Source organism: Nitratireductor sp. WH36-1 (assembly GCF_058725515.1).
Map to the genome: position 1 here is coordinate 823,001 of NZ_CM178970.1, position 23,039 is coordinate 846,039.

The 23,039-nt window shown below is 63.3% G+C and carries 24 protein-coding genes and 1 tRNA gene; 18 read left to right on the forward strand and 7 right to left on the reverse strand.

Annotation, left to right across the window (positions count from 1 at the left end; genetic code table 11):
• Window positions 1–191: 191 nt before the first annotated feature.
• A tRNA-Gly gene (locus tag AC4PTT_RS03965) sits at window positions 192–266 on the reverse strand.
• A gap of 215 nt (window positions 267–481) precedes the next feature.
• Between AC4PTT_RS03965 and AC4PTT_RS03970 the strand changes: the two genes are divergently transcribed.
• From AC4PTT_RS03970 to AC4PTT_RS03985, 4 genes are all read left to right on the forward strand, one after another.
• A complete protein-coding gene (locus AC4PTT_RS03970; protein ID WP_113153178.1) occupies window positions 482–979 on the forward strand; it encodes a prolyl-tRNA synthetase associated domain-containing protein in 498 nt (165 codons plus the stop codon).
• A gap of 90 nt (window positions 980–1,069) precedes the next feature.
• Window positions 1,070–2,101 carry a thioredoxin gene (trxA, locus tag AC4PTT_RS03975; RefSeq protein ID WP_492162145.1) on the forward strand — a complete coding sequence of 344 codons (1,032 nt, stop codon included), beginning with the start codon at window positions 1,070–1,072 and terminating at the stop codon, window positions 2,099–2,101.
• A 66-nt stretch (window positions 2,102–2,167) separates the two neighbouring features.
• A complete protein-coding gene (locus AC4PTT_RS03980; protein WP_206546177.1) occupies window positions 2,168–2,839 on the forward strand; it encodes an LON peptidase substrate-binding domain-containing protein in 672 nt (223 codons plus the stop codon).
• Between the two features lie 22 nt (window positions 2,840–2,861).
• Window positions 2,862–3,074, forward strand: coding sequence for a Trm112 family protein (locus AC4PTT_RS03985; protein WP_317562305.1), 213 nt, complete (start codon window positions 2,862–2,864; stop codon window positions 3,072–3,074).
• Window positions 3,075–3,127: 53 nt separating this feature from the next.
• On the opposite strand, the gene AC4PTT_RS03990 is transcribed toward AC4PTT_RS03985, so the two are convergent.
• The 3 genes from AC4PTT_RS03990 to AC4PTT_RS04000 form a co-directional block, all read right to left on the reverse strand.
• Window positions 3,128–4,057, reverse strand: coding sequence for an ABC transporter permease (locus tag AC4PTT_RS03990; RefSeq protein WP_206546247.1), 930 nt, complete (start codon window positions 4,055–4,057; stop codon window positions 3,128–3,130).
• A gap of 8 nt (window positions 4,058–4,065) precedes the next feature.
• Window positions 4,066–4,845, reverse strand: a complete 780-nt coding sequence (locus tag AC4PTT_RS03995; RefSeq protein ID WP_206546178.1) for an ABC transporter ATP-binding protein — start codon at window positions 4,843–4,845, stop codon at window positions 4,066–4,068.
• 71 nt (window positions 4,846–4,916) lie between these two features.
• Entirely contained in the window at window positions 4,917–5,903 is a 987-nt protein-coding gene (locus AC4PTT_RS04000; protein ID WP_113153174.1) for an ABC transporter substrate-binding protein, read from the reverse strand.
• A gap of 274 nt (window positions 5,904–6,177) precedes the next feature.
• On the opposite strand from AC4PTT_RS04000, the gene AC4PTT_RS04005 reads away from it, so the two are divergent.
• From AC4PTT_RS04005 to AC4PTT_RS04040, 8 genes are all read left to right on the forward strand, one after another.
• Window positions 6,178–6,933, forward strand: a complete 756-nt coding sequence (locus AC4PTT_RS04005) for a GntR family transcriptional regulator (protein ID WP_473468856.1) — start codon at window positions 6,178–6,180, stop codon at window positions 6,931–6,933.
• Window positions 6,930–8,342 carry a hypothetical protein gene (locus tag AC4PTT_RS04010; RefSeq protein WP_492162146.1) on the forward strand — a complete coding sequence of 471 codons (1,413 nt, stop codon included), beginning with the start codon at window positions 6,930–6,932 and terminating at the stop codon, window positions 8,340–8,342. The genes AC4PTT_RS04005 and AC4PTT_RS04010 overlap by 4 nt, the downstream gene beginning before the upstream one ends.
• Before the next feature lie 286 nt (window positions 8,343–8,628).
• On the forward strand, window positions 8,629–9,933 hold the full coding sequence (locus tag AC4PTT_RS04015; RefSeq protein ID WP_492162147.1) for an ABC transporter substrate-binding protein: 1,305 nt from the start codon (window positions 8,629–8,631) through the stop codon (window positions 9,931–9,933).
• 140 nt (window positions 9,934–10,073) lie between these two features.
• The gene (locus tag AC4PTT_RS04020) at window positions 10,074–10,955 is read left to right on the forward strand and encodes a branched-chain amino acid ABC transporter permease (RefSeq protein ID WP_113153170.1); all 882 of its coding nucleotides are present in this window, start codon (window positions 10,074–10,076) and stop codon (window positions 10,953–10,955) included.
• Window positions 10,952–11,917 (forward strand): branched-chain amino acid ABC transporter permease, encoded by a 966-nt coding sequence (locus AC4PTT_RS04025; RefSeq protein WP_492162148.1) that lies wholly within the window; start codon window positions 10,952–10,954, stop codon window positions 11,915–11,917. Before AC4PTT_RS04020 ends, AC4PTT_RS04025 begins: the two co-directional genes overlap by 4 nt.
• Window positions 11,905–12,645: an ABC transporter ATP-binding protein gene (locus AC4PTT_RS04030; RefSeq protein ID WP_206553863.1), complete on the forward strand. Its 741-nt coding sequence runs from the start codon at window positions 11,905–11,907 to the stop codon at window positions 12,643–12,645. Before AC4PTT_RS04025 ends, AC4PTT_RS04030 begins: the two co-directional genes overlap by 13 nt.
• A gap of 1 nt (window position 12,646) precedes the next feature.
• Window positions 12,647–13,354, forward strand: a complete 708-nt coding sequence (locus AC4PTT_RS04035; protein ID WP_206546181.1) for an ABC transporter ATP-binding protein — start codon at window positions 12,647–12,649, stop codon at window positions 13,352–13,354.
• 201 nt (window positions 13,355–13,555) lie between these two features.
• The gene (locus tag AC4PTT_RS04040) at window positions 13,556–13,897 is read left to right on the forward strand and encodes a GIY-YIG nuclease family protein (RefSeq protein ID WP_492162149.1); all 342 of its coding nucleotides are present in this window, start codon (window positions 13,556–13,558) and stop codon (window positions 13,895–13,897) included.
• A 202-nt stretch (window positions 13,898–14,099) separates the two neighbouring features.
• Here AC4PTT_RS04040 and pncA read toward each other — a convergent pair whose 3' ends face one another.
• Window positions 14,100–14,699 (reverse strand): bifunctional nicotinamidase/pyrazinamidase, encoded by a 600-nt coding sequence (gene pncA / locus AC4PTT_RS04045; RefSeq protein WP_432516850.1) that lies wholly within the window; start codon window positions 14,697–14,699, stop codon window positions 14,100–14,102.
• 166 nt (window positions 14,700–14,865) lie between these two features.
• Here pncA and AC4PTT_RS04050 point away from each other — a divergent pair, with 166 nt between their 5' ends.
• The 6 genes from AC4PTT_RS04050 to AC4PTT_RS04075 are packed head-to-tail and all read left to right on the forward strand — an operon-like array spanning window position 14,866 to window position 21,951.
• Window positions 14,866–15,732 carry an FAD binding domain-containing protein gene (locus AC4PTT_RS04050; RefSeq protein WP_492162150.1) on the forward strand — a complete coding sequence of 289 codons (867 nt, stop codon included), beginning with the start codon at window positions 14,866–14,868 and terminating at the stop codon, window positions 15,730–15,732.
• Window positions 15,729–18,476: a molybdopterin-dependent oxidoreductase gene (locus AC4PTT_RS04055; RefSeq protein WP_492162151.1), complete on the forward strand. Its 2,748-nt coding sequence runs from the start codon at window positions 15,729–15,731 to the stop codon at window positions 18,474–18,476. Before AC4PTT_RS04050 ends, AC4PTT_RS04055 begins: the two co-directional genes overlap by 4 nt.
• A complete protein-coding gene (locus AC4PTT_RS04060) occupies window positions 18,473–19,999 on the forward strand; it encodes a 6-hydroxynicotinate reductase (RefSeq protein WP_206548341.1) in 1,527 nt (508 codons plus the stop codon). The genes AC4PTT_RS04055 and AC4PTT_RS04060 overlap by 4 nt, the downstream gene beginning before the upstream one ends.
• A complete protein-coding gene (locus AC4PTT_RS04065; protein WP_492162152.1) occupies window positions 19,996–20,913 on the forward strand; it encodes a UPF0280 family protein in 918 nt (305 codons plus the stop codon). The genes AC4PTT_RS04060 and AC4PTT_RS04065 overlap by 4 nt, the downstream gene beginning before the upstream one ends.
• Entirely contained in the window at window positions 20,906–21,490 is a 585-nt protein-coding gene (locus tag AC4PTT_RS04070; RefSeq protein WP_206548339.1) for an amino acid synthesis family protein, read from the forward strand. Before AC4PTT_RS04065 ends, AC4PTT_RS04070 begins: the two co-directional genes overlap by 8 nt.
• Window positions 21,487–21,951, forward strand: a complete 465-nt coding sequence (locus AC4PTT_RS04075) for a MarR family winged helix-turn-helix transcriptional regulator (protein ID WP_492162153.1) — start codon at window positions 21,487–21,489, stop codon at window positions 21,949–21,951. The genes AC4PTT_RS04070 and AC4PTT_RS04075 overlap by 4 nt, the downstream gene beginning before the upstream one ends.
• A gap of 2 nt (window positions 21,952–21,953) precedes the next feature.
• Here AC4PTT_RS04075 and AC4PTT_RS04080 read toward each other — a convergent pair whose 3' ends face one another.
• Together AC4PTT_RS04080 and rpmB are read right to left on the reverse strand one after the other, a co-directional pair.
• Window positions 21,954–22,586, reverse strand: coding sequence for a queuosine precursor transporter (locus AC4PTT_RS04080; protein WP_113153160.1), 633 nt, complete (start codon window positions 22,584–22,586; stop codon window positions 21,954–21,956).
• 146 nt (window positions 22,587–22,732) lie between these two features.
• Window positions 22,733–23,032, reverse strand: a complete 300-nt coding sequence (gene rpmB, locus AC4PTT_RS04085) for a 50S ribosomal protein L28 (protein ID WP_113153159.1) — start codon at window positions 23,030–23,032, stop codon at window positions 22,733–22,735.
• Window positions 23,033–23,039 lie beyond the last annotated feature (7 nt).

Consider the following 23,039-nt stretch of genomic DNA (forward strand, 5'->3'; position numbering starts at 1 on the left):
GCATGGCATAAGCCGGCTGCCGGACAAGCGTCGGGTTGCATGAATTCGCGCTGGCTGCAAGGCGTCTGGCCGTCTGCCGTGCGGGCGCTTGGCCAGTGCCGGTTTCACAGGGGAATTTTCGGGAGCGCGCTTTTCCTGATCCGGAAAACACAAAAGCCGCGGATGACCGCGGCTTTTTGAGTTTCGGAAACTGGAGCGGGCGATGAGATTCGAACTCACGACCCCAACCTTGGCAAGGTTGTGCTCTACCCCTGAGCTACGCCCGCTCGCTTCGTCGCTTCCGACGATGGGCTTATAGTCTGATCCCGCTCGCAGATGCAACAGGAAATCGACAGTGATGTTGCGTTTTTTTAAAAACGCCTTCGCAGGCGCAAAAAAGTCGGCGGTGGAGGAACCTTCAATGTCGCTCAAGGGCTTGCATTTGCTGGCTTTCAGCGGCTAGTTCGCTCTGAAGACGCCGTTGTTGAAAAGGGGTGAAACCGTGCCGAAAACTCCCGAAAACCTGCTCGAATATCTCGAAACGCTGGGAATCGACGCGAAAACCCATCGGCACCCGCCGCTTTTCACCGTTGCAGATTCCCAGTCGCTGCGCGGGGAGATTGAGGGCGGGCACACGAAGAACCTCTTTCTGAAAGACAAGAAGGATAATTTCTTTCTTGTGACCGTCGACGAGGATGCGCAGGTCGATCTGAAGACGATTCATCACAAGATCGGCGCTGCCAGCCGCGTTTCCTTCGGCAAGCCTGACAGGCTGATGGAATTTCTCGGCGTGGAGCCGGGCTCGGTGACGGTTTTTGGCGTGATCAATGATGAAGAGCACAGCGTAAAGGTGGTGCTCGACGCGGATTTGATGGAAAATGATCTCATCAACGCGCACCCGCTCACCAATGAGGCGACCACATCCATCCGGCGTGACGACCTGATGCGCTTTCTGGAAGCGGTCGCGCATGAGCCGCTCGTCTTGAAAGTGACCGAGTGATCGCCACATTTGGAGCGACGAAACGATTTCTATCGGCCGGCCGGGCGCTGCACGAACAGCGAGCCGGACCGCAAGCAGGAAGAGGCTTTTATGAACAACGGTGACAATCCTTACGGGAAGTCCGGCGGTTATGGCGCAGCCGGTGGGGACTACACCACCAATGTGGATTTCGGCGGCGGCGCAGCGCCCGCATCCGCTCCCGAGCCGGCTTCGCAGACCTTCACGCTGTCGGATGAGCCCCAGCTCGCAGCGGTCGATCTTATCAAGGACACGACGACGGCCGCTTTCACGGCTGACGTGATCCAGGAATCGCGCAATCAGCCGGTTCTGGTGGATTTCTGGGCGCCCTGGTGCGGCCCCTGCAAGCAGCTCACCCCGATCATTGAAAATGCGGTGCGCGCGGCGGGCGGCAAGGTCAAGCTGGTGAAGATGAACATCGACGAGCACCCGGCGGTTGCCGGCCAGCTCGGCGTGCAGTCCATCCCCGCCGTCTTTGCCTTCAAGGATGGGCAGCCGGTTGACGGGTTCATGGGCGCATTGCCTGAAAGCCAGGTGAAAGCGTTCATCGACAAGCTCACCGCCGGCGCGGGCAATGACGAGATCGCCGGCGCGCTTGAGGCCGCCAAAGAGGCTGTCGCCAATGGCGACCAGCAGATGGCGGCACAGATCTATTCCGCGATCCTTCAGCGTGAGCCGGAGAATGTGGACGCCATTGGCGGTCTTGCCGATCTGCTTTTCGAAGCGGGTCAGACTGAGCAGGCGGCACAGGTGCTTGCGCAGGTTCCTGAAAAGCAGAAAGATGCAGCGCCCATCGCCGCCGTGCAGGCCAAGATGGCGCTTGCCGAGCAGGTGGCCGATCTGGGCGACGCAGCCGCTCTGGAGCAGCGGCTTGCCGCCGACCCGAACGACCATCAGGCCCGCTTCGACCTGGCGCTTCTGCAGAATGCGAAGGACGACCGGGCGGCGGCGGCGGAAAGCCTGCTGGCCATCGTTCGGGCGGACCGCGAGTGGCAGGAAGACGGCGCGCGCGCCCAGCTTCTCAAATTCTTCGAGGCCTGGGGCGCAACCGATCCGGCAACGCTTTCGGCGCGGCGCAAGCTGTCGTCGCTTCTGTTCTCATAAGCTGCCCGATTATTTGCCTATTGGCGAGGCTGCTCCAGATATCGGGTAAACATCGGGAGACGTCGTGTGAAGGCAGGTAATTTTTCGTATCGCAGCGGCCGCGATATCGACAGTGTGATCCCCGTGTTTCCATTGTCGGCGGCCCTGCTTCTGCCGGGTGGACGATTACCGCTCAACATTTTCGAGCCGCGCTACCTGGCCATGACGGACCATGCGCTGTCCGGTGGGCGGCTCATCGGCATGGTGCAGCCGCGCCTTGATGGCGCGACGCGGCCCGATGGCGAACCGGCGCTCTGCGATGTGGGGTGTGTCGGGCGGCTGGGTTCCGTTTCCGAGACGGGAGACGGGCGCTATCTGATCACCCTGATCGGCATTTGCCGGTTCCGGCTGCTTGAGGAACTGAGCGTCAAGACACCGTTCCGCCAGTGCCGCATCCTGCCCTTCGAAAGCGACCTGCATGACGATCCGGAAGAGCCGGAGGTGGACCGTGCGGCGCTGTTGCGGGCGTTTCGCGCCTATCTGGAGGCCAATGATCTCGAGGCCGACTGGGACAGTGTCCATCAGGCCGAGGATGCGAGCCTCGTCAACGCCCTGTCGATGATGGTGCCTTATGGTCCGGCGGAAAAGCAGGCGCTTCTGGAAGCGCCTGATCTGAAGACGCGGGCCGACACGCTGATCGCCATTACGGAGATTGTTCTGGCGCAGGGTGAGGGCGACGCCACGCACCGGCTTCAGTGACGGGATCTCGAGGGAAAAGACGATGAATGATGAGAAACGGGACGGTCAGGCGGTCTCTGCGGTCGCACCGATGGATGGCAAGCTGCTTGAGCTTCTGGTCTGTCCGCTGACCAAGGGCCCGCTGCGCTGGGACCGGGAGACTGGCGAACTGGTCTCGAAGAGCGCCAAGCTCGCCTATCCCGTGCGTGACGGTATTCCGATCATGCTGCCTTCCGAGGCGCGGCCCCTCGATTAGAACATCCACCGTATTAGAGCGGTAAAATGCTCTGAGGCCGCGCCCGGAGTCTTCTACTCGCGGAAGCTTTCGCGCGGTGTCGCCGCCTGCCGGCTGCGCGCGGCGCGCAGCGTGGGCAGGGCCAGCATCAGCAGCACGAATGCGCCGGTTGCAAGCTTCAGGTCGGGTGGGGGCATGCCTGCCGCCAGACACAGCGAGACCAGCTGGTAGTAGACCATCGCGCCCGCGAAGGGTGCGAGGAGCTGCCGCCACACGGTCGCCTTGCCGACGATTGCCTCACCGATCATCAGCGCCGCAAGGCCGTTGATGAGGATGCCGAGGCCCATATTCACATCGGCGAAGCCCTGCGACTGAACCATCAGCGCGCCGCTGAAGGCCGAGAACGCGCCGGCGAGGCCGATGCCGCCAATGGTTGCCGCCCAGACATTGATGCCCTGTGCTTCCGCCATCACCGGGTTTGCGCCCACGGCGCGCACTGCCGTGCCCTTCTCCGTCGTGAAGAAGAAGTTGAGCGCCAGGAAGATCACCAGCGTGATGAGGCCGACGGCGATGATCTTGGCGAGCGGGAAGCCCGGCTGTACGAACGGCACCCAGTCGAAGATGGTTTCCGTGCCGAACACCGAGAGGTTCGAGCGCCCCATGATGCGCAGGTTCACGCTGTAGAGCATGGTCATCACCAGGATGCCGGCCAGTAGCGTGTGGATGCGGAAGCGCAGATGGATGAAGGCGGTGCAGCAGCCGGCGATGAAGCCGGTGAGCAGAGCCAGTCCGATGGCCGTGAGCGGGCCGAGGCCGGACGCAAGCGCCAGGCCGCAGACGCAGCCGCCCAGCGGAAATGCGCCCTCGCTGGTGAGATCCGGAAAGCTCAGCATGCGGAAGGGGATCATGATGCCGGCGACGACGAAGCCGAGGATCAGGCTTTGCGCGAGCGTTACGGGGATGAGTGCGACGAAGCTCGTCAGAGTGGTTTGCAGAAAATCGATCATCGGGGTCAGCTCGCGAGCAACATGCTGTCGGTCTTGATGGCGAAATGGCCGACCAGGTCGGCCACGGTCACATTGGCCTTTTCTTCTCCGCCGATTTCCAGATGCACGCGCCCGGCATTGAGCATGATGACGCGATGGCCGTAATCGACGGCGTGCTGCATGTTGTGCGTCACCATAAGCGTGGTGAGCTTCAGCGCGTCCACCGCGCGCACGGTCGCTTCCATCACGATGTCAGCGGTGCGCGGGTCGAGAGCGGCTGTGTGCTCGTCGAGCAGCAGGAGGTCGGGCGAGCCGCCCACCGCCATGATGAGCGACAGCGACTGGCGCTGGCCGCCGGACAGAAGATCGACGCGTGTTTCGAGGCGCTCTTCAAGGCCGAGGCCCAGAATGGCGAGCCTGTCGCGGTAATCGGCAAGGCGCTTGGCGTTGAGCCCGTGGCGCAGCGTGCGCTTCTTGCTGCGCAGCTCTGCAAGCAGCATGTTTTCCGCCACCGTCATGCTTGCGGCGGTGCCGAGCATGGGGTCCTGAAACACGCGGGCAATGCGGGTTGCGCGCTTGTGCACGGGCAGGGCCGTGATGTCGTCGCCATTGATGAGGATCTGGCCTGAATCAAGCGAGAGCGACCCGGAAATGGCATTGAGCATGCTGCTCTTGCCCGCTCCGTTGGAGCCGATCACGACGCCGAATTCGCCAGTTTTCAGGGTGAGGTCGAGCCCGTTGAGGGCGATCTTTTCGTCGGGTTGTCCCCGGTAGAACACTTTGCGTGCGGCACGAACTTCAAGCACCGGCACCTCCCTTAAAGCTGACGCGGCGTCCCGAAAAAGGGGGGAGACGCCGCGTCTGGTCTCTTGCCGTATCAGTCGACGATGCAGTTGCAGTCGGCGAGCTCTTCGGGGATCTCGAGGCCGAAGGCCGCCATGGCCTTTTTCGAGATGCGCGGCGAGTGATCTTCATAGGCCGGGTTCATCGGCGGGATCGACTTGGGGTCCGTGCCGTCGAGGATCTGCAGCGCGATCTTGCCGGCGTTGAGGCCGACCTGCTGGTAGTTCACGGCAAAGCTTGCCGGAACCACGCCATCGGAAACGGCGCCATCATCGGAATTGATGATCGGGATGCCGGCCTGTCGGGCGGCAGCCGAAACGGCGGCGATGGCCGGCTGCAACAGGTTGGAGGCGGGCGTGTAGATCACGTCGGCCTTGCCGGCCAGCGACGCGACGCGCTGCTGAATGTCGTTCACATTGTCGACGCCCACGGCCACGACCTCGAAGCCGGCGGCGGGAGCGGCTTCCTGAACCTTTTCAAGCAGCGCCACGTCGTTGGCCTCGCCCGGATTGTAGGGCTGGCCGATGCGCTTTGCGTCCGGAACGAGCTTCTTGGCAAACTCCATGACGGCGGCGACATCCTGCAGGTCGGTCGCGCCGGTCATGCCTTCATCGCCGGCTTCCCAGGAGGGGACGAGCTTGGCGGCCACCGGATCGGTGACGGCGGAAAAGACGATCGGAATGCCGGAACCGGCAAGCGCCTTCTTGGCGATCTGCGAGACCGGCGTCGTCACCGTGTACATGAGCACCGGACCTTCGGCCTGCAGCTTGGCGATCATCTGCGGCACGAGCGAAGCATCGAAATTGGTGTGGCTCTCGGAGTAGACAACGTCCTTGCCTTCCTCGTAGCCGCCGGCGGCCATGGCGTCTTTAAAACCCTGGATCGCGGTGTTGAGCTGCGGATGCTCGCCGAAATTGGCGATGCCGATGCGGATCGGCTCGGCGCTTGCCGCGCCAAGACCCAGAGCCATAGCGCCGGCGGCAACGACGCCGCGCAGCCATAAGCGTGATTTTACAGTCATGTCATTCCTCCCGTGGCGGCCCGAGGGGCCTGAAACATGAGGATGGCCTCCACGCCATATCTCATGTCAAACATCAAATCAGAGGTCGCCGGTTTGCCCGCATCAACCTCTGTCGGATGGGCTTTGCATGCTGGATGCGTCTCCTCCCCATCCGAATGCGTAAGGCATCATATCGCGGGCGCTATGCCTGTCAAACGCTATATATAATCGTTGAACACCTCTTGAATTATATATACTTTTGTTCTGAGGAGGAGCCATTTTGCATCATACGGTCGTGGACGATGACGCGCCTTTGACGAAGACGGAGGCAGCCTATCACCATCTGCGCCGCGACATTCTCGCGACGCGCCTGATGCCGGGGCAGCCGCTGCGGATTGCGGCGCTGCGCGATGCCTATGGCTTTGGCTGGACGCCGCTGCGCGAGGCGCTTTCACGGCTGGAGGCCGAGCGTCTCGTCACGGCGGAGAGCAATCGCGGATTTGCCGTTGCGCCCGTTTCGCGCGCGGAGCTTGAAGACCTCTCCAAGGCGCGGCTTGCGGTGGAAACCACGCTTTTGGAGGAATCCATTCGCAAGGGCGACGCCGACTGGGAGGCTGCCGTCGTCACGGCGCATTATCGTCTTTCTCGCTGCCAGATACCGGCCGAGGGGCTTTCCGACGACGCCTTGCATGAATGGGTGGAGCGGCATCAGGCCTTTCACGAGGCGCTGCTTTCTGCGGCGGACGCCACCTGGCTAAAGCACTTCTACACCCAGATCTGGGGGCAGCTCTGCCGGCATCACATCTTTCTGACGGTCACGCCGACGCTGCGCGCGGCGGCGGGTGCGGAGGATGGCCATGAGGCGGCCATTGCCGCGCTCGATGCGGCCATGTCCCTTGACCAGCACACGCAACTCATGGAGCTTGCCCTGGACAGAAATCTGGAGGGGGTGCTGGCGCTGATGAAAGAGCATGTGGGGCTGACCGTCGACGTGTTCACACTTGCCGATCTTGATGGAGCAACGGCTGGAGACCACGGAAAACAGGCATGAAAACGCCTGTATCGCGTGCGTTTCTGACCGGGGTCGCCTTATGCGCCGCCGCCGGTGAAGCGCTGGCGCATGCCTCCGAGCGCGGCCATGTTCTGCTTCTGCCGACCGATTATTACCTGTTCGGCGGCATGCTCTCCGTTGCGCTGAGCTTTCTGGTTCTGGTCTTTCTGCCGGTGCATGGTTTCGAGCGGCTTTCGGCAAGAAGGGTTGCGCTGTTTCCGATGCCGCTGGACGGGCGTGCGCTAGTCAGCACGCTCTCATTTCTGGCGCTTGCAGGTCTTGTGTTTGCCGGGTTTCACGGCAGCCGCGACCCGCTTTCCAATCCGCTGCCGCTGATGATCTGGACGCTTCTGTGGGTCGGCGTGACCATTGTGCAGGGCGTTCTTGGCAATGTCTGGGACTGGATCAACCCCTGGTATGGGCCGTGGCGCATGCTGTTGCGTGTGGGTGTTCCGAAAGACGGGTTCTGGCGTCTGCCCGCCTGGCTGGGGATGTGGCCGGCCTTTGTGACGCTGTTCGGCTTTGCCTGGTTCGAGCTTGTCTATCTTGCGCCTTCCGACCCTGAAAGGCTTGCGATTGCCGTCTCGCTCTACTGGGGCTTCACCTTTGCGGGCATGGTCCTGTTCGGGCATGAGCGCTGGAGCGGCCGGGTGGAGTTTCTGTCGCTGTTTTTCACCATGCTCTCGCGCCTTTCCTTCTTTGCGCTGGAGGCTGGCGACAGGGGGCGGCGGCTGGTGATCGGCCTGCCGGGCTACAAGCTTGGAGAGGCCGCGGCGCTGCCGCTTTCCGGCATCGCCTTTCTGCTTCTGGCCTTAAGCTCGGTGTCCTTCGACGGGCTCACGCACACATTCTTCTGGCTCGATCTCATCGGCATCAACCCGCTGGAATTCCCCGGCCGTTCGGCGGTTGTCGGGGCGAACTCGCTGGGGCTCGCCCTGATGTTCGTGCTTCTGTTTTCCGCCTTCATGGGCGCGGTCTGGCTGGGTTGCCGGTTTGTGGGGGAGGCGGATGTCGTGAAGACGGGCGGTCTTCTGGCCTGGTCGATCATTCCCATCGCGCTCGCCTATCATTTCTCGCATTATCTGGTGGGGTTTACCATCAACAGCCAGTATGCGCTTGCCGCGCTCTCCGACCCGTTGATGCAGGGCTGGAACCTGTTCGGCACGGCGGGGATGCATGTGCAGGCCGGCGCGACGCTCGGCGCGCGGTCTGCGTGGCTGATCTGGAACGCGCAGGCGGTGGCGATTATCGGCGGGCATGTGCTGGCCGTTGTCCTGTCGCATCTGATCGCCTATCGGCATTTCGGCTCTGCGCGGGTGGCGACCATCAGCCAGATTCCGCTTGCCGCGCTGATGGTCGGTTACACCGTTTTTGGCCTCTGGCTGCTCTCCGCGCCCACCGTGGGCTGAGAAGGCGGATTAAAATTTCTTGATCCCGGCATTTGCGTTACGGCTGTTTCTGCCGGGCAGGTCTTCTTGGTAACTCTTTGTTTCTTCGTCACTTTGTCCCCCGTCTGCAATTCCGCTGCGTCTTAAAATGTTTTAAAAGACAGGCGCGTTTCCCTTGGGGCATGTCCTGTTGCCAAGGGATTGGATTGGTGATTTAGTTTGTACACAAGTGATTTTTCCAACGCTGGAAAATGCTTCCAACCGTTGGAAATGCTCGGTCAAACGATCACAACAATGGGGAACCGGCATGAGTGAAAATCGCAAGTCTCTGGTTAATTTAAACAGCGGTCTCAGCCGCAGGTCGGCGCTCAAGGGCCTCGGCGCTGCGGCCGGTCTCATCGCCGCGCCCGGCTTCGTGCGTTACGGGCAGGCGCAGTCTTCCGAGCCCATCAAGATCGGTTTCCAGTGCCACCGCACGGGCATCGGCGCGGCCTATGGCCGTTGGTACGATCGCGTCACGGCGGCGGCGGCCAAGCGCATCAACGATGCCGGCGGCATCAACGGGCGGCCGCTCGAAATCGTGATCGAGGATGACGGCACGGACCCGAAGCGCGGTGCCGAGGTGGTCGAGAAATTCGCCAACCAGCACAAGGTCGACCTGGTTTACGGAACGCTGTTCAGCCACGTGGTCGTCGGTTCGGCTCCGGCGGCGGGCGAGCTGAAAATCCCCTATTACGTGGTCAGCGAGGGCTATCACGTCGCATCCGGCAAGCTGAACCGCTACTGCGTGCAGCCGGGCATCACCGATGTGAAGTCGCAGGCCCGCTCCATGGCGCCGTGGATTGCCGACAATCTCGGCAAGAAGGTCACGCTGGTCTATCCGGACTATGCGTTCGGACATGACCACCGCGACTTCTTCACCCCGGCCATCGAGGCGCAGGGCGGGCAGGTGGTGGCCAAGGTGCCGATCCCGCCGACGGAGACCTCGTTCACGCGCTATTTCCCGCAGATCCCGCGCGACACGGACGTGATCTATCACGTCATGGTCGGCCCGGCCGTGCTCACCTTCGTGAAGGAAATGGGCGAGTTCTTTGGCTCCGGCGGGCCGCAGCTCTTCGGCTTCATCGACTCGCTCGAGGCCGTGGATATCGCAAGCCCGGGTCTGGAATTCCTTGAAGGAAGCCATTTCTGGGAAGGCATGCCGCGCTACGCGCAGCCGGATCAGCCGGACTATGTCACCGCCTATCGCGAGACGGTGGGCATCGACGACAATGGCGCGAGCGTGAATGACGGCAAGGACATCTCCACCGCCGCTCACATGTTCGGCTGCTGGGAGACGCTCAACGTCATCAAGGCCGCGATGGAAGCCTGCGACTACAAGGGGCCGGATGACCGCGCCGCCATGATCGAGGCCACCGAGGCGATGACCGGGATGGAAGCCGGCCCGGACCATCCGCAGGGCAAGAAGCTGTTCAACGGCAAGATCCACCAGGTCTTCGGCGAGCAGAGCATCAGCCAGGTCAAGGACGGCAAGCTCGAAGTGGTGCACCGCACCTCCATTGAGGACGGCGCTTACGAGCCCGAGGCCGACTACACGGAGATGTCGTTCTAAGACATCAAGGCGGGCGGTGTTTGCCCCTCACCCTTACCCTCTCCCCGCATGCGGGGAGAGGGGATGTCAGCGTTGCGGCTTTTCCCATGGGACGGTTCGGCGGCGTGTCTTCGGCTCCTTTCATGAAAGTGCGTTTGTGAATGGCCTTCGGTCCGTATTTTCTTCTCGCCACGCTTGAAGGGCTGGTGACGGCGGCTGTGCTGGCGCTGATGGCGCTTGGCCTGTCACTGGTCTTCGGCGTCATGCGGGTGGTGAACGTCGCCCATGGCGAGTTCTACATGCTGGGCGCGGTGCTCGCCTGGTGGTTCGCGTCGCTGTTCGGCGGTCATCCGGCGATCGGTTTTCTCGTGGCGCTGGTGCTGAGCCCGCTTGTGGTGGCCGCCATCGCCTTTGTTGCCGAGCGGCTGGTCTTGAGCCGTCTCAAATATGAGCCGGAGGCGACCATCGTCGCCACGATCGGCCTGATGTACATCATCCAGCAGCTTGCCCTGACTTTTTACGGGCCGGAGGCGCGGCCGGTCGAAGCGCCGTTCAATTACCGCATGCAGCTGCCCTGGTTTGGCTATTCTGCCTACAAACTCGCGGTGATCGGCTTCTCCATCCTGATGATGCTGGCCACATGGTTCGTGCTGACGCGCACGAAGATCGGCCTCGTCATGCGCGCCACCCAGTTCGACCGTGAGACGGCGCAGGCCTTCGGCATTCCGGTCGGGCGCGTCTATGCCGGCGTGTTTGCGCTGGGGGCGGGGCTTGCCGCTGTGGCGGCCGTGCTGATCGTGCCGATCCAGCAGGCGCATTACCTGATGGGTCACGATCCGCTGCTTCTGTCGTTCATCGTTGTGATCATCGGCGGTCTGGGCTCGTTGCGCGGCACGGTTCTGGCGGCGGTGCTGATCGGCCTGTCGGATGGCATCATCTCGATGTTCTTCTCGCCGACGCTCGCCAAGATGCTGGCGACGCTGGCGGTCGCGATGATCCTGGTGTTTCGCCCGCAGGGCCTTTTCGGAGAGGCCGCGCGATGACCAGACTGACCCCTTCTGCAAAGACCATTACCCTTCATGTCGGCGTGGTCCTCCTGCTTCTGGCGCTCAACTTTCTGCTGCCGGAATATCATCGCGGCGTGTTTGCGCGCGTTCTGGTGCTGGCCGTTTTCGCCATGGGCTACAATCTGGCCTTTGGCTACACGGGGCTGCTCAGCCTCGGCCACGCCATGTTCTTCGCCGCCGGGCTCTACGGGGCGGGGCTGACGATCTACCATCTGGAATGGAGCGTCTGGCCGGCCTTCGGGACGGGGCTTGCCGCGGGTGCGACGCTGGCGCTGGTCGTCGGCTTTTTGGCGCTGCGCACAACCGGCGTCGCGTTCATGATCGTAACGCTGATGTTCGCGCAGGTCTTCTATCTGATGACCCTTTACTTCACGACCTATACGCGCGGCGAGGAAGGGCTCGTTCTGCCGCAGGCCTCGCGCGTTCTGGAATTTCCCGGCGGGGCGCTCGATCTCTCCGATCCCTCCACCCGCTATCTCGTGGCGCTTTCGCTTTTCACGCTGGTTCTGGGAGCGATCCTGTTTCTGGTGCGCGCGCCCTATGGCCGCTCGCTGATCGCCATTCGCGAGAACGAGGAGCGCATGCGCATGCTGGGTTATGACGTGTTCGCCAACAAGCTCATGTCGATGGTGCTTTCGGGCATTTTCTGCGCCGCCTCGGGCGCTGCCTATGCGGTGCTGTTCGGCTATGTCGGGTCTGGTTTTGCGGCGATCCAGTATTCCATTCTGCCGCTGCTCTGGGTGCTGGTCGGCGGTGCCGCGACGACACTCGGCCCGCTCATCGGAACGCTGTTCATGTTCTATGTCATCGACACCGCGTCGAGCTACACCACTGCGCATCTGCTGGTGGTCGGTCTGGTGCTGATCGGCGTCATTCTGTTCTTCCCCAATGGCATCACCGGTACGGTGCGTGAAAGGTGGTTGCCATGGCTGCCGTGAGCCCGCTTCTTGAAACCATGGGCCTTGCGCGCGCCTTCGGGGGGCTGCGCGCGGTCGATGGTGTCGACTTCGCGCTGCCCGAGGGAGAGACCCATGCCATCATCGGCCCGAACGGGGCCGGCAAGACGACCTTTGTGAGCCTGATCTGCGGGCGTGTCGCGCCGACGGAAGGACGCGTGGTTTTCGACGGGCAGGACATTTCGCAGATGCCGGCCCACAAGCGGGTGCGCGCCGGCATCGCCTACACGTTCCAGATCACCAGCGTGTTCGCCAATCTGACGGCCTTCGACAATGTGGCGCTGGCGGTTCAGCGGCAGTTGATCGATGACCACGCGCGGGGGCTTTCAGCGCGCGCGCTCACCGAACACGGCATGGACGCGCTGGAGAAGGTGGGCCTTGCGGAGCACGCGCAAAAGGTGGCCGGCAATCTGTCTTACGGGCATCAGCGGCTGCTTGAAGTGGCGATGGGGCTGGCGCTGCGGCCGCGTCTCCTGATCCTCGATGAACCCACGCAGGGTCTCTCCGACAGCGAGATCGAGAATTTCATCGCGCTGGTGCGCCAGATCGGCGAGGAGGCGACGGTGCTTCTGATTGAACACAACATGGATGTGGTCATGGCGCTTGCCGAGCGCATCACGGTGATGGAGCAGGGGCGCATTCTTGCGCAGGGCGCGCCTGCCGAGATCCGCGCCAACCAGGCCGTCCAGCAAGCCTATCTCGGAGGTTGAGATGACGGCTGCCCTGAAAATGGAAAATGTCGACAGCGCCTATGGCCATGTGCAGGTGCTGCGCGGTTTCGATCTGGAGTTACGCTCCGGCGAGGTGCTTTGCCTGCTTGGCCGCAATGGCGCAGGCAAGACCACGGCGCTGAAGACGATCATGGGTCTGGTGCCGGCAACGGCGGGCCGCATTCTGCTTGGCGATGTGGAGTTGAACAGCCTCGCGCCGCACGAGGTTCCGAAAGCCGGCGTCGCCTATGTGCCGCAGGGGCGTCGGCTGTTTTCGGAACTGACCGTGGGCGAGAACATCGAGATCGGGCTGATGACACGCGGCAAGGGCGCTGCCACGCGTGACAGCGTGCTCGAGCTCTTCCCGGTTTTGCGCGAGCGGCTGAAGCAGCGCTCCGGCACGCTTTCGGGCGGCGAGCAGCAAATGCTGGCCATGGCGCGCGCACTCTGCCTTGAGCCGCAGGTGCTGCTTCTGGATGAGCCGACGGAGGGGCTCATGCCCTCGATGATCGCGCGTATTCGCGAGACAGTGGCGGGGCTGCGCGAGCGCGGCGTTTCCACCATCCTTGTCGAGCAGCGGGTTGATGCCGTTCTGCCCGTGGCGGATCGCGTCGCCTTCATCGAGAACGGCCGCAACCGCGAGACGGTGGATGTGGAGCGCCTGCGGGAAGACCCGGACATGGTGCACCGTTATGTAGGAGTGGGGTGACGCGGGACGTTGGTCCCGGGCGCCCTCGCCCTTCGACAAGCTCAGGATGAGGGCTACTTTAGCGCTGTCGCAATGTGGGTGGATGACAGGCGCAGCGCTTCAACAGCCCTCATCCTGAGCCTGTCGAAGGGCGAGGGCGCTTGACTCCGTGGCCCGCATGAAATGCAATCAGAGGATGCATTTATTCTGGCGGGAAGCGCGATGGAAGCCACGGTCTATAGCCTGCGATGCGCGGATGGCTCCTATTACACCGGATTGACCAAGCAGCCGGTTGAAGCGCGTGTGTGGGAGCACAATGCGGGCATTCTTGAGTGTTACACCAAGCCTCGCCGCCCGGTGGAGCTGGTGTTTACCGAAACTTATGATCGCATTCTCGACGCCATTGCCCGGGAACGGCAAATAAAGGGCTGGTCGCGCGCCAAGAAGGAAGCGCTGATGGCACTCGACTATGAAGCGCTGCCGGATTTGTCGCGGAACGGGCAGGGGGGTGGTGCCGGGTGCCTTGGCGATCATCGCTCGAAAAGCGCGGGTGGTCGAGAATGAGGAGCGTCGAGAGAAGGTGACCTGGCTTCGGTCATGGTGCCTGGCACCCTCGCCCTTCGACAGGCTCAGGATGAGGGTTACTTTAGCGCTGTCGCAATGTGGGTGGATGACAGGCGCAGCGCTCCAACAGCCCTCATCCTGAGCCTGTCGAAGGGCGAGGGCGCTTGGCATCCTGACTTGGCTCCTAACCCGCCCCCCAGTCTCACACCAGCGTAACGCCGGCCTCTTTCATCTTCTCGGTCATCGCCGCCAATGAACCACCAAGGTCGATGGCGCGGCAGCCTTCGAGGATGACGGTGGCATCAAAACCCTGACGGCGGGCGTCGATGGCTGAATAGGCGACGCAGAAATCCGTCGCCAGACCGGCGAGCGTTACCCGGGTGATGCCGCGTTCGCGCAGATAGCCCGACAGGCCCGTCGGCGTTTCGTGATCATTCTCGAAAAAGGCCGAATAGCTGTCGATCGACTTGCGGAAGCCCTTGCGAATGACAAGTTCGGCCCTGTCCCATGAAAGCCCGTCATGGAAGGCTGCGCCCTTCGTGCCCTGAACGCAGTGGTCGGGCCACAGCGTCTGGGTGCCATAGGGCATTTCGATTGTCTCAAACGGGGCTTTGCCCGGATGCGAGGAGGCGAAGCTGGAATGGCCCGCCGGGTGCCAGTCCTGCGTCAGAACCACGTGGTCGAAGCGCTCGATCAGTCCGTTTATGACCGGTACAACCTCGTCGCCCCCGGCCACGGCGAGTGCTCCGCCGGGGCAGAAATCGTTCTGCACATCGATCACGATCAGCGCCTCGTCGGCCATGCCCTGTCTCCTTCTCGCATGAAATCGCCGGCAAGGTGGACCGAATGTTCCCCTTTGACAAGCGTGCAGAGGAGCGTATCATTCGTGTACAAATGAATTTAAGCCCCGCCGTCAGAGCAGCAAAAAGGGCTTGGGAACGACATCGCGATTGGCAGGCAGGCGCAGCATGGACTATGCCAGACCGACCGAACTGGAGGAAGCGCTGGGGCTTTTATGCTCAAGGCGCTGGACGATTCTTGCCGGCGGCACGGATTTCTATCCCGCCCTCGGCGCAGGCCCGCTGAAGAGCGGTGTGCTCGACATCAACGGGTTGTCGGCCCTTGATGGCATTCACGAAACCGCGACGCATATCGTCATCGGCGCGCGCACGAGCTGGAGCGCGGTGATCGATGCGCCGCTGCCGCCCGCCTTCGACATGCTCAAGCTTGCCGCCCGTGAAGTCGGCTCGGTGCAGATCCAGAATGCCGGCACGGTGGCCGGCAATCTGTGCAACGCATCGCCGGCGGCCGATGGTGTGCCGCCGCTTCTGGCGCTTGATGCCGACGTGGAGCTGCGGTCTGCGGAGGGTGTTCGGTATCTGCCGCTTGCAGCCTTCATCCTTGGCAATCGCAAGACGGCGCGTGCGCCCAATGAACTGCTTACGGCGATCCGTGTGCCAAGGGCCTCGGCGCGCGGGAACTCGGGCTTCGTGAAACTGGGCGCGCGGCGCTATCTGGTGATTTCCATCGCCATGGCCGCTGCGCGGGTGGTGATTGATGGCGGGCGGATCGCGGAAGCGGCGGTCAGTGTCGGTTCCTGCTCGGCGGTGGCGCAGCGGATCTCAGGCCTGGAGGCGCAGCTGAAAGGCGCGCGGGTTGCGGATATCCGCTCTGCGGTTGCGTCGTGCGACCTGTCCGAACTGTCGCCAATCGACGATGTGCGCGGCACGGCCGCCTATCGGCTGGAAGCGGCGCGCGAAATCACGGCGCGGGCGCTGGAGCAGGCACTTGAGCGGGCGCTTGGCGTTGCACCGGAAAGAGGGGCCATGGCATGAGCGCAGAGCGACTTTCCGTTTCGTTCGAGGTGAATGGCAAGCCCGTGGTGACAAAGGTTTCTCCACTCCAGCGGCTTTCTTCCGTGCTGCGTGACGGGCTGGGGCTGACCGGCACCAAGGTTGGCTGCGATGCGGGCGATTGCGGGGCCTGTTCGGTTGAGTTGGATGGCGCGGTGGTCTGCGCCTGCCTCGTGCCGGCGGCGGGGCTGTCGGGCAGCCGCGTGCGCACGGTGGAGGGGCTTTCCAATGGCAGCCTGTCGGCGCTTCAGGAATCCTTCCTGCGCCATGGTGCGGCCCAGTGCGGCATCTGCACGCCGGGCGTTCTCGTGAGCGCGGCAGCACTTCTGGAAAAGAACCCTGCGCCTTCTGAAGCCGAGGTTCAGGATGCGCTTGGCGGGGTTTTGTGCCGCTGCACCGGCTATCGCAAGATCATCGATGCGGTGATGAACGCCAACCGTTCGGTTGCTTCGGATGCGGCCATGGTGGAGCAGGGCCGCGCCGTCGGGGCGTCGCCCATCAGGCTTGATGGCGAACGCAAGGTAAGTGGGGCTGAGGTGTTCGGCGCGGATGAACGTCCGGCCGATGCGCTTTCGGTGGCGGTGGTGCGCTCGCCGCACTGGCATGCGGATTTCGAGATCGGCGACATGGATGCGTTCATCGCGGCGCATCCCGGCATTGTCGCGGTCTTTACGGCAGCCGACATTCCGGGCGATAACCGGTTTGGCGTCATTCCGCCTTTCGCCGACCAGCCGGCGCTGGCCGAGGGGCGGGCGCGGTTTCGCGGTGAGGCGGTGGCGCTGATTGCCGGCGAACGCGCGGCCATCGAGGCGCTCGACATGGATGCGTTTCCGGTTAGCTGGAAGGCGCTGCCCCATGCGCTTACGCCGGATGAGGCGCGGCGGCCGGACTTTCCCGATCTGCATGAGGGGCGCACGGGCAATCAGCTTACACAGGGCTTTGTGGAGAGTGGCGATCCCGAGGTTGCTCTGGCCGATGCTTTCGTTTCTGTCTCCGGGGAAATCGAGACGTCTTATGTGGAGCATGCCTATATCGAGCCCGAGGCGGGGTTTGCGGCGATGGAGGGCGACACGCTGGTCATCAAGGCCTGCACGCAGGCGCCTTACATGGACCGCGACGACACCGCCAGGGTTCTGGGGCTGCCGCCTGAAAAGGTGCGCATCGTGCCGCTGGCGGCGGGGGGCGGTTTTGGCTCCAAGCTCGACATCTCGCTACAGCCGCTGGTGGGGCTGGTGACGCTCAAAACGGGACGGTCGGCGGCGATGGTCTACACGCGGGGCGATTCCATGCGCTCCACCACCAAGCGGCACCCGGCGGCCATGCGCGCCTCAATCGGTACGGATGCGGCGGGGCGGATTACCGGCATGGTGTTCGAGGGGGATTTCAACACCGGTGCCTATGCAAGCTGGGGGCCGACCGTGGCGAACCGTGTGCCGGTTCACGCCTCCGGCCCCTATCGCACGCCGAATTATCGCGCCACGGGCCGGGCGATCCACACCAATGGTCCGGTGTCGGGCGCGTTTCGCGGCTTTGGCGTGCCGCAGGCGACCATTATGCAGGAAACGCTTTATGACCGGCTGGCGGAGAAGCTTGGCCGCGACCGGCTAGCGTTCCGCATCGACAACGCGCTTGTCGATGGTGATCGCACCACCTGCGGTCAGGCGCTTTCAGGCGTTGGCATTCGCGACTGTCTTGAGGCGCTGAAACCGCACTGGGCGCGCGCCCAGGCGGAAGCCGATAGCGCGAATGCGGGCGACGGGAGGCTGCGGCGCGGCATTGGCGTTGCGTCCTGCTGGTATGGCTGCGGGAACACGGCGCTGCCGAACCCCTCGACGATCCGCGTAGGGGTCACGGCGTCCGGTGCGGTGATGCTGCATCAGGGCGCGGTGGATATCGGGCAGGGCTCCAACACGGTGGTGACGCAGATCTGCGCGGACGCCAGCGGTTTGCCGCTTTCGGCGTTCCAACTCGTGGGCGGGGATACGGGCGTCACGCCGGATGCGGGCAAGACGTCTGCTTCGCGCCAGACCTATGTGACGGGCAAGGCTGCGGAGAAGGCGGGCCGCGCCCTGCGGGAGAAAATTTTGCGCTTCGCAAATGTGTCGGATGCGGCGGTGATCGGCCTTGAAGACGGGGCGCTTGTCATTTGCGAGGGGGCGGTGCGGCGGCGTGTTGAGCTCGCTGAGATTGAAGCCGGTTCGGATGGCTATGTGTTCTGCGCGGAGGAAACCTACGATCCGCCCACAACCGCGCTGGACGAGAAGGGGCAGGGTGTTCCCTACGCCGTTTACGGCTATGGCGCGCAGCTTGTGGAGCTGGAGGTCGACACCACGCTTGGTACGGTGCGGCTTCTGCGGATCGTCGCCGCTCACGATGTGGGCCGCGCCATCAATCCGCTTCTGGTGGAAGGCCAGATCGAGGGCGGCATTGCGCAGGGCATCGGCCTGGCGCTGATGGAGGAATATGTTCCGGGCCGCACGGAAAACCTGCACGATTATCTGATCCCCACCATTGGCGACGTGCCGCCCATCGAAACCATTCTCGTGGAGGTGCCGGACCCGGAAGGGCCGTTCGGGGCGAAGGGGCTGGGCGAGCATGTGCTGATCCCCACCGCGCCGGCGATCCTCAATGCGATCCGTCATGCGGTGGGTGTGGAGGTGACGAAAGTGCCGGCCACGCCAAGCCGCATTCTGGCGGCCATCCGGGCGCGGGAGGCAGGACAATGAACGAGCTGACCGAACGTTTCGAGGCGACGCCGCCCAAAAAACCGGCAGGCGACAAGCTGCGCTGCGATGCATGTCCCGTCATGTGCTACATCGCCGAGGGGCGCACGGGCGCCTGTGATCGCTATGGCAATTTCGACGGTCGCATCACGCGCTGCGACCCGGTGACCATTCTCGAACACGCGGCCGAGGAAGGCGACCCGGTGGTACCCTTCGAGGGGGAAGCGCCGTGGGATGGCGAACTGGTCAACACCAAGCGCCGCTTCGTGAGCGCGGTGGGCGCGGGCACCACCTATCCCGACTACAAGCCCGCCCCCTTCATTGTGTCGCAGGAGGTGGAAGGCGTCGATCTCGTGACGGTCGTGACGGAGGGGATTTTCTCCTATTGCGGCGTGAAGGTGAAGATCGACACCGACCGGCATCTCGGCCCTGAAGCCGCGACGGTGCGCGCGGATGGCGAGGCGGTTGGCCATGTGACCACGGCTGAATATGGCAGCCAGATGCTCTCGCTCGGCGGGGTGCAGCACCTGACGGGCGGCTCCAAGGCGGAAGGCCGTGTCACCTGCCAGGCGCTGATGGACCTGTGCAACAAGAAGCCGGTGGAGCTGACCATCGACGGCGGTGCAGGCATTGTCGTGCAGGCGGGAAAGCCGCCGGTCATCGACGGCACGCGCGAGGAGCGCATGCGGGTCGGCTGCGGGTCGGCGACCATTGGCATGTTCGCCTCGCAATGGAAGGGGCTGGTGGACGAGGTGGTTGTCGTCGATGACCACATCACCGGCGTCGTGTCCGAGCATCAGGCGGGCAAGGTGATCGGCTGGGAAGACACCGGCATCAAGATCATCGGCCGACGCTCCACACCGGGGCGCTATTTCAAGGTGTCCGAGCCGGGGCTTGGCTGGGGCGGCACGACCATTGACGATCCGCTGGAAATTCTTGGCCCCTTCAATGAGAAGAAGGGCGCACGGCCCGGACTTTCGCTGCTCATGGTGTCCACCACGGGCGAGCAGTTTTCCTATTACGAGCTCGATGAGGCGCTGAAGCCCGTCAAGAAACCATTCCCCGAACGCCTGCGCAAATCCGTGGAACTGATCGAGGAGAATTGCGAGCCGGCGCTTTGCACCGTTCTGTTCATGGGCGGTGCGGGAGGCAGTCTTCGCGCTGGTGTGACGGAGAATCCGGTCAATCTCACGCGCTCGGTTCAGGGGCTCAGAACCTATGTCACGGTTGGCGGCGCGCCGGTCTATGTGTGGCCGGGCGGTGGCATCACCATCATGGTGGATGTGATGCGCACGCCCGAAAATGCTTTTGGCTATGTGCCGACCCCGGCGCTGGTCGCACCCATCGAGTTCACGCTCCGGCGGGAGGATTACATTCGCCTCGGCGGCTATGCGGATGAGATCCGCAGCGTGGAAGACGTGCTGGAAAAGGGCGGCGAGTACTTCAATCAACGTGAGGCGCGGGGCGCTGCTGCATCGAACCCCTGGCCGCCGCTACACCAGTTGCGCCGGGAGCCGAAGCGATGAGCGGCCCGACCGCCAACTGGTTGGCCGATGGGCGTCGTCTGCATCTGAACCACGGCCCGATTGATCTGATTGTCGAGGCGTTCGGCGCGGAAGATGAATGCCGTGCGGCCTGTCGGCAGGCCGTTGCGCGGTTCGATACGATCCTTGAAGAACTGGTGGCGGAACTGCCGGCTCTGCGCAGCCCTGTCGGTGAAGAGCCGCGCAGTTTTGCATCCACCACCGCGCGCCGCATGGAGGCGGCGGCAGAGCGCCATGCGCCTGCCTTTGTCACGCCCATGGCGGCGGTGGCCGGGAGCGTTGCCGATGAGGTTCTTGCTGCTCTCGTTGAGGGGCGGACGCTGGCGCGCGCCTATGTGAACAATGGCGGCGACAGCGCGTTTTATCTCAGGGAAGGCGAAAGCCTCGAAGCGGCCATTGCCGGAACTGGAAACGGCTTCGCCGACCGGGTGACAATCCGCTCAGACGATCCCGTGCGGGGCATGGCGACGAGCGGGTGGCGCGGGCGCAGTCATTCGCTCGGCATCGCCGATGCGGTGACGGTGCTGGCGCGTTCCGCTGCTTCTGCCGATGTGGCAGCGACGCTGATCGCCAATGCGGTTGATCTGCCGGGGCACCCGGCAATATCCCGCGTTCCGGCCTGTGAAATCGATCCCGACAGTGATCTGCGCGACCGTCTGGTGACGCAGGCTGTTGGCGCGCTTTCGCGGTCCGGGGTTGCGCAGGCGCTTGGGCGCGGTCTTGCGGTGGCCGAGGCGATGCGCGACCGTGGTCTCATCGAGAGTGCGGCCCTTTTCCTGTGCGGTGCGGTGCGCGAATGCGGCGCTGCCCCGCTTGTCAGCATGCGTGATCGCGCCGCCAAAGGCGCAACCGGACCCAGAAACATTTCCAGCAACAGGATTGCCCATCATGCCTGAATTCGCCCTGCGCAAGATCGCGCTCGTGACCGAAGAAATTCTCCATGAGGGCGGCCCGGCCCCGATGAAGCCGCGTCGCCGCGCCGCCGCTCTGGCACTGGTGAAGAACCCCTTCGCCGGGGGCTATGTGGAAGAGGTCGAGAGCGCGATGGAGGATTTGAAGCCGCTCGGGCTGGAGATGTCCGACCGCCTCATCGCTGCGCTTGGCGGCGACATTGCGGTGATCGATGGTTTCGGCAAGGGTGCCATTGTCGGTACGGCCGGTGAGCTGGAACACGGAGCGCTGTGGCATGTGCCGGGCGGCTACGCCATGCGTGAGCGGCTGGGCGATTCGAAGGCCATCGTCCCCTCGTCCAAGAAGGTGGGCGGGTTTGGCGCGCGCATCGATATTCCGCTCGGCCACATCAACGCGGCCTATGTGCGCAGCCATTTCGACGCGATGGAAGTGGGGATGCCGGATGGTCCGCGCCCCGACGAAATCCTGTTTGTGCTTGCCATGGCCTGTGGACCGCGTATCCATGCGCGCATGGGCGGCCTGACGGTCGACGAAGTGAAAGGCGAGGACGGTCTCAGATGACAGTGGAGCGCGACGGGCTCGGGATGCAGGCCGAAAACAACACGGCCGATGTCTATGAGCTCGGCGAGCAGGTTGGCTTCATCCTGCGCAAGGCCAACCAGCGCCATCTGGCGATTTTTGCGGCGCGCATCAGCGATCTGACGCCGCCGCAGTTTGCTGCGCTGGCAAAGCTTCACGAGGTTGGTGCAACCTCCCAGAATCAGCTTGGCCAGCTGGTGGCGATGGACGCCGCGACCATCAAGGGCGTTATCGACCGGTTGAAGGCGCGCGATCTCGTTGCGCTTGAGCCGCATGGCAGCGACAGGCGCCGTCTGGTCGTCAGCCTGAGCGACAAGGGCAGGGAGACGATCGAGGCGCTCCTGCCGGATGCGCTGGAGGTGAGCGAGGAGACGCTGGCTCCACTCACCCAGCGCGAGACGGCCACTTTTCTGCGCCTTCTGGCAAAGCTCGCCGAAGGCTGAGGCTAACCCCGGTTATAGGCGGGTTTTGCGCGCAGGAATGTGAGCAGTGCGCCATAAGGCGCGAGCATGGCGAAGCCGATCAGCAGTTTTACCGCGAAATCGCCAAGCGCCAGCGAAAGCCACAGGGGCGCTTCAATGCCTGTGCCGAACAGCGAGACCGGGAAGGCCAGAGAAGCGTCTTCCAGGCCGAATGCCGTGTCGAGAAAGGCAAACCGCGCGGCAAAGGCCAGCGAGAAGAAGAGCACCGTGTCGAGCATGGAGCCGATCAGCGTCGAGATGAGCGGCGCGCGCCACCATGCGCTGCCGCGAAGCCGGTCGAAAACGGCGACGTCGAGAAGCTGTGCAAAGAGGAACGCTGCGCCCGAGGCAATCGCGATGCGCGGGCTGGCGAGCCAGATCGAGAGAATCACTGCCAGCACGAAACCTGAAAGCACCACCCGCCGGGCGGCGCCGGGGCCGAAGCGGCGATTCGTCAGATCGTTGATGAGAAACGCCACCGGATAGGTGAAAGCGCCCCAGGTGAGAAGCTCACCCAGGCCAAAATGGCGAAACGGAAACTGAACGAGAAAGTTCGAGGCGGTCACGATGATCGCCATGGAGGCCATGAAAGGCCAGATCGCATAAAGCCGATTCATTTTTTTATCCTGGGTGATGGAACCAGAAAGCTCGCCAGCGGTACAAATCCTGAAAAGGCTTGAAGCCTCAACCCGGAAATGCACGCCCCATGGCGAGCCGATCATCCTGTCAAACAGTGCCCCGGCTTTGCCGGGGCGCAGAAGCCTCAGGCAGCTGCAACCTGTTCGGACATCTTCTTCTCGACCTGCTTCTTCAGCAGACGTGCACGCTGGGAAAGCTCATTCGCTTTCGCCTTCACGAGGAACGCGTCGAGGCCACCACGGTGCTCCACCGTGCGCAGGGCGCTGGCGGAAACGCGCAGACGCACGTTCTGGCCAAGAGCCTCGGACTGCAGGGTCACGTGGCACAGGTTGGGCAGAAAGCGACGACGCGTCCTGTTGTTCGCGTGGCTAACATTGTTGCCGGTCATTACGGCTTTGCCGGTCAGTTCGCAGGCGCGGGACATTTTTCAA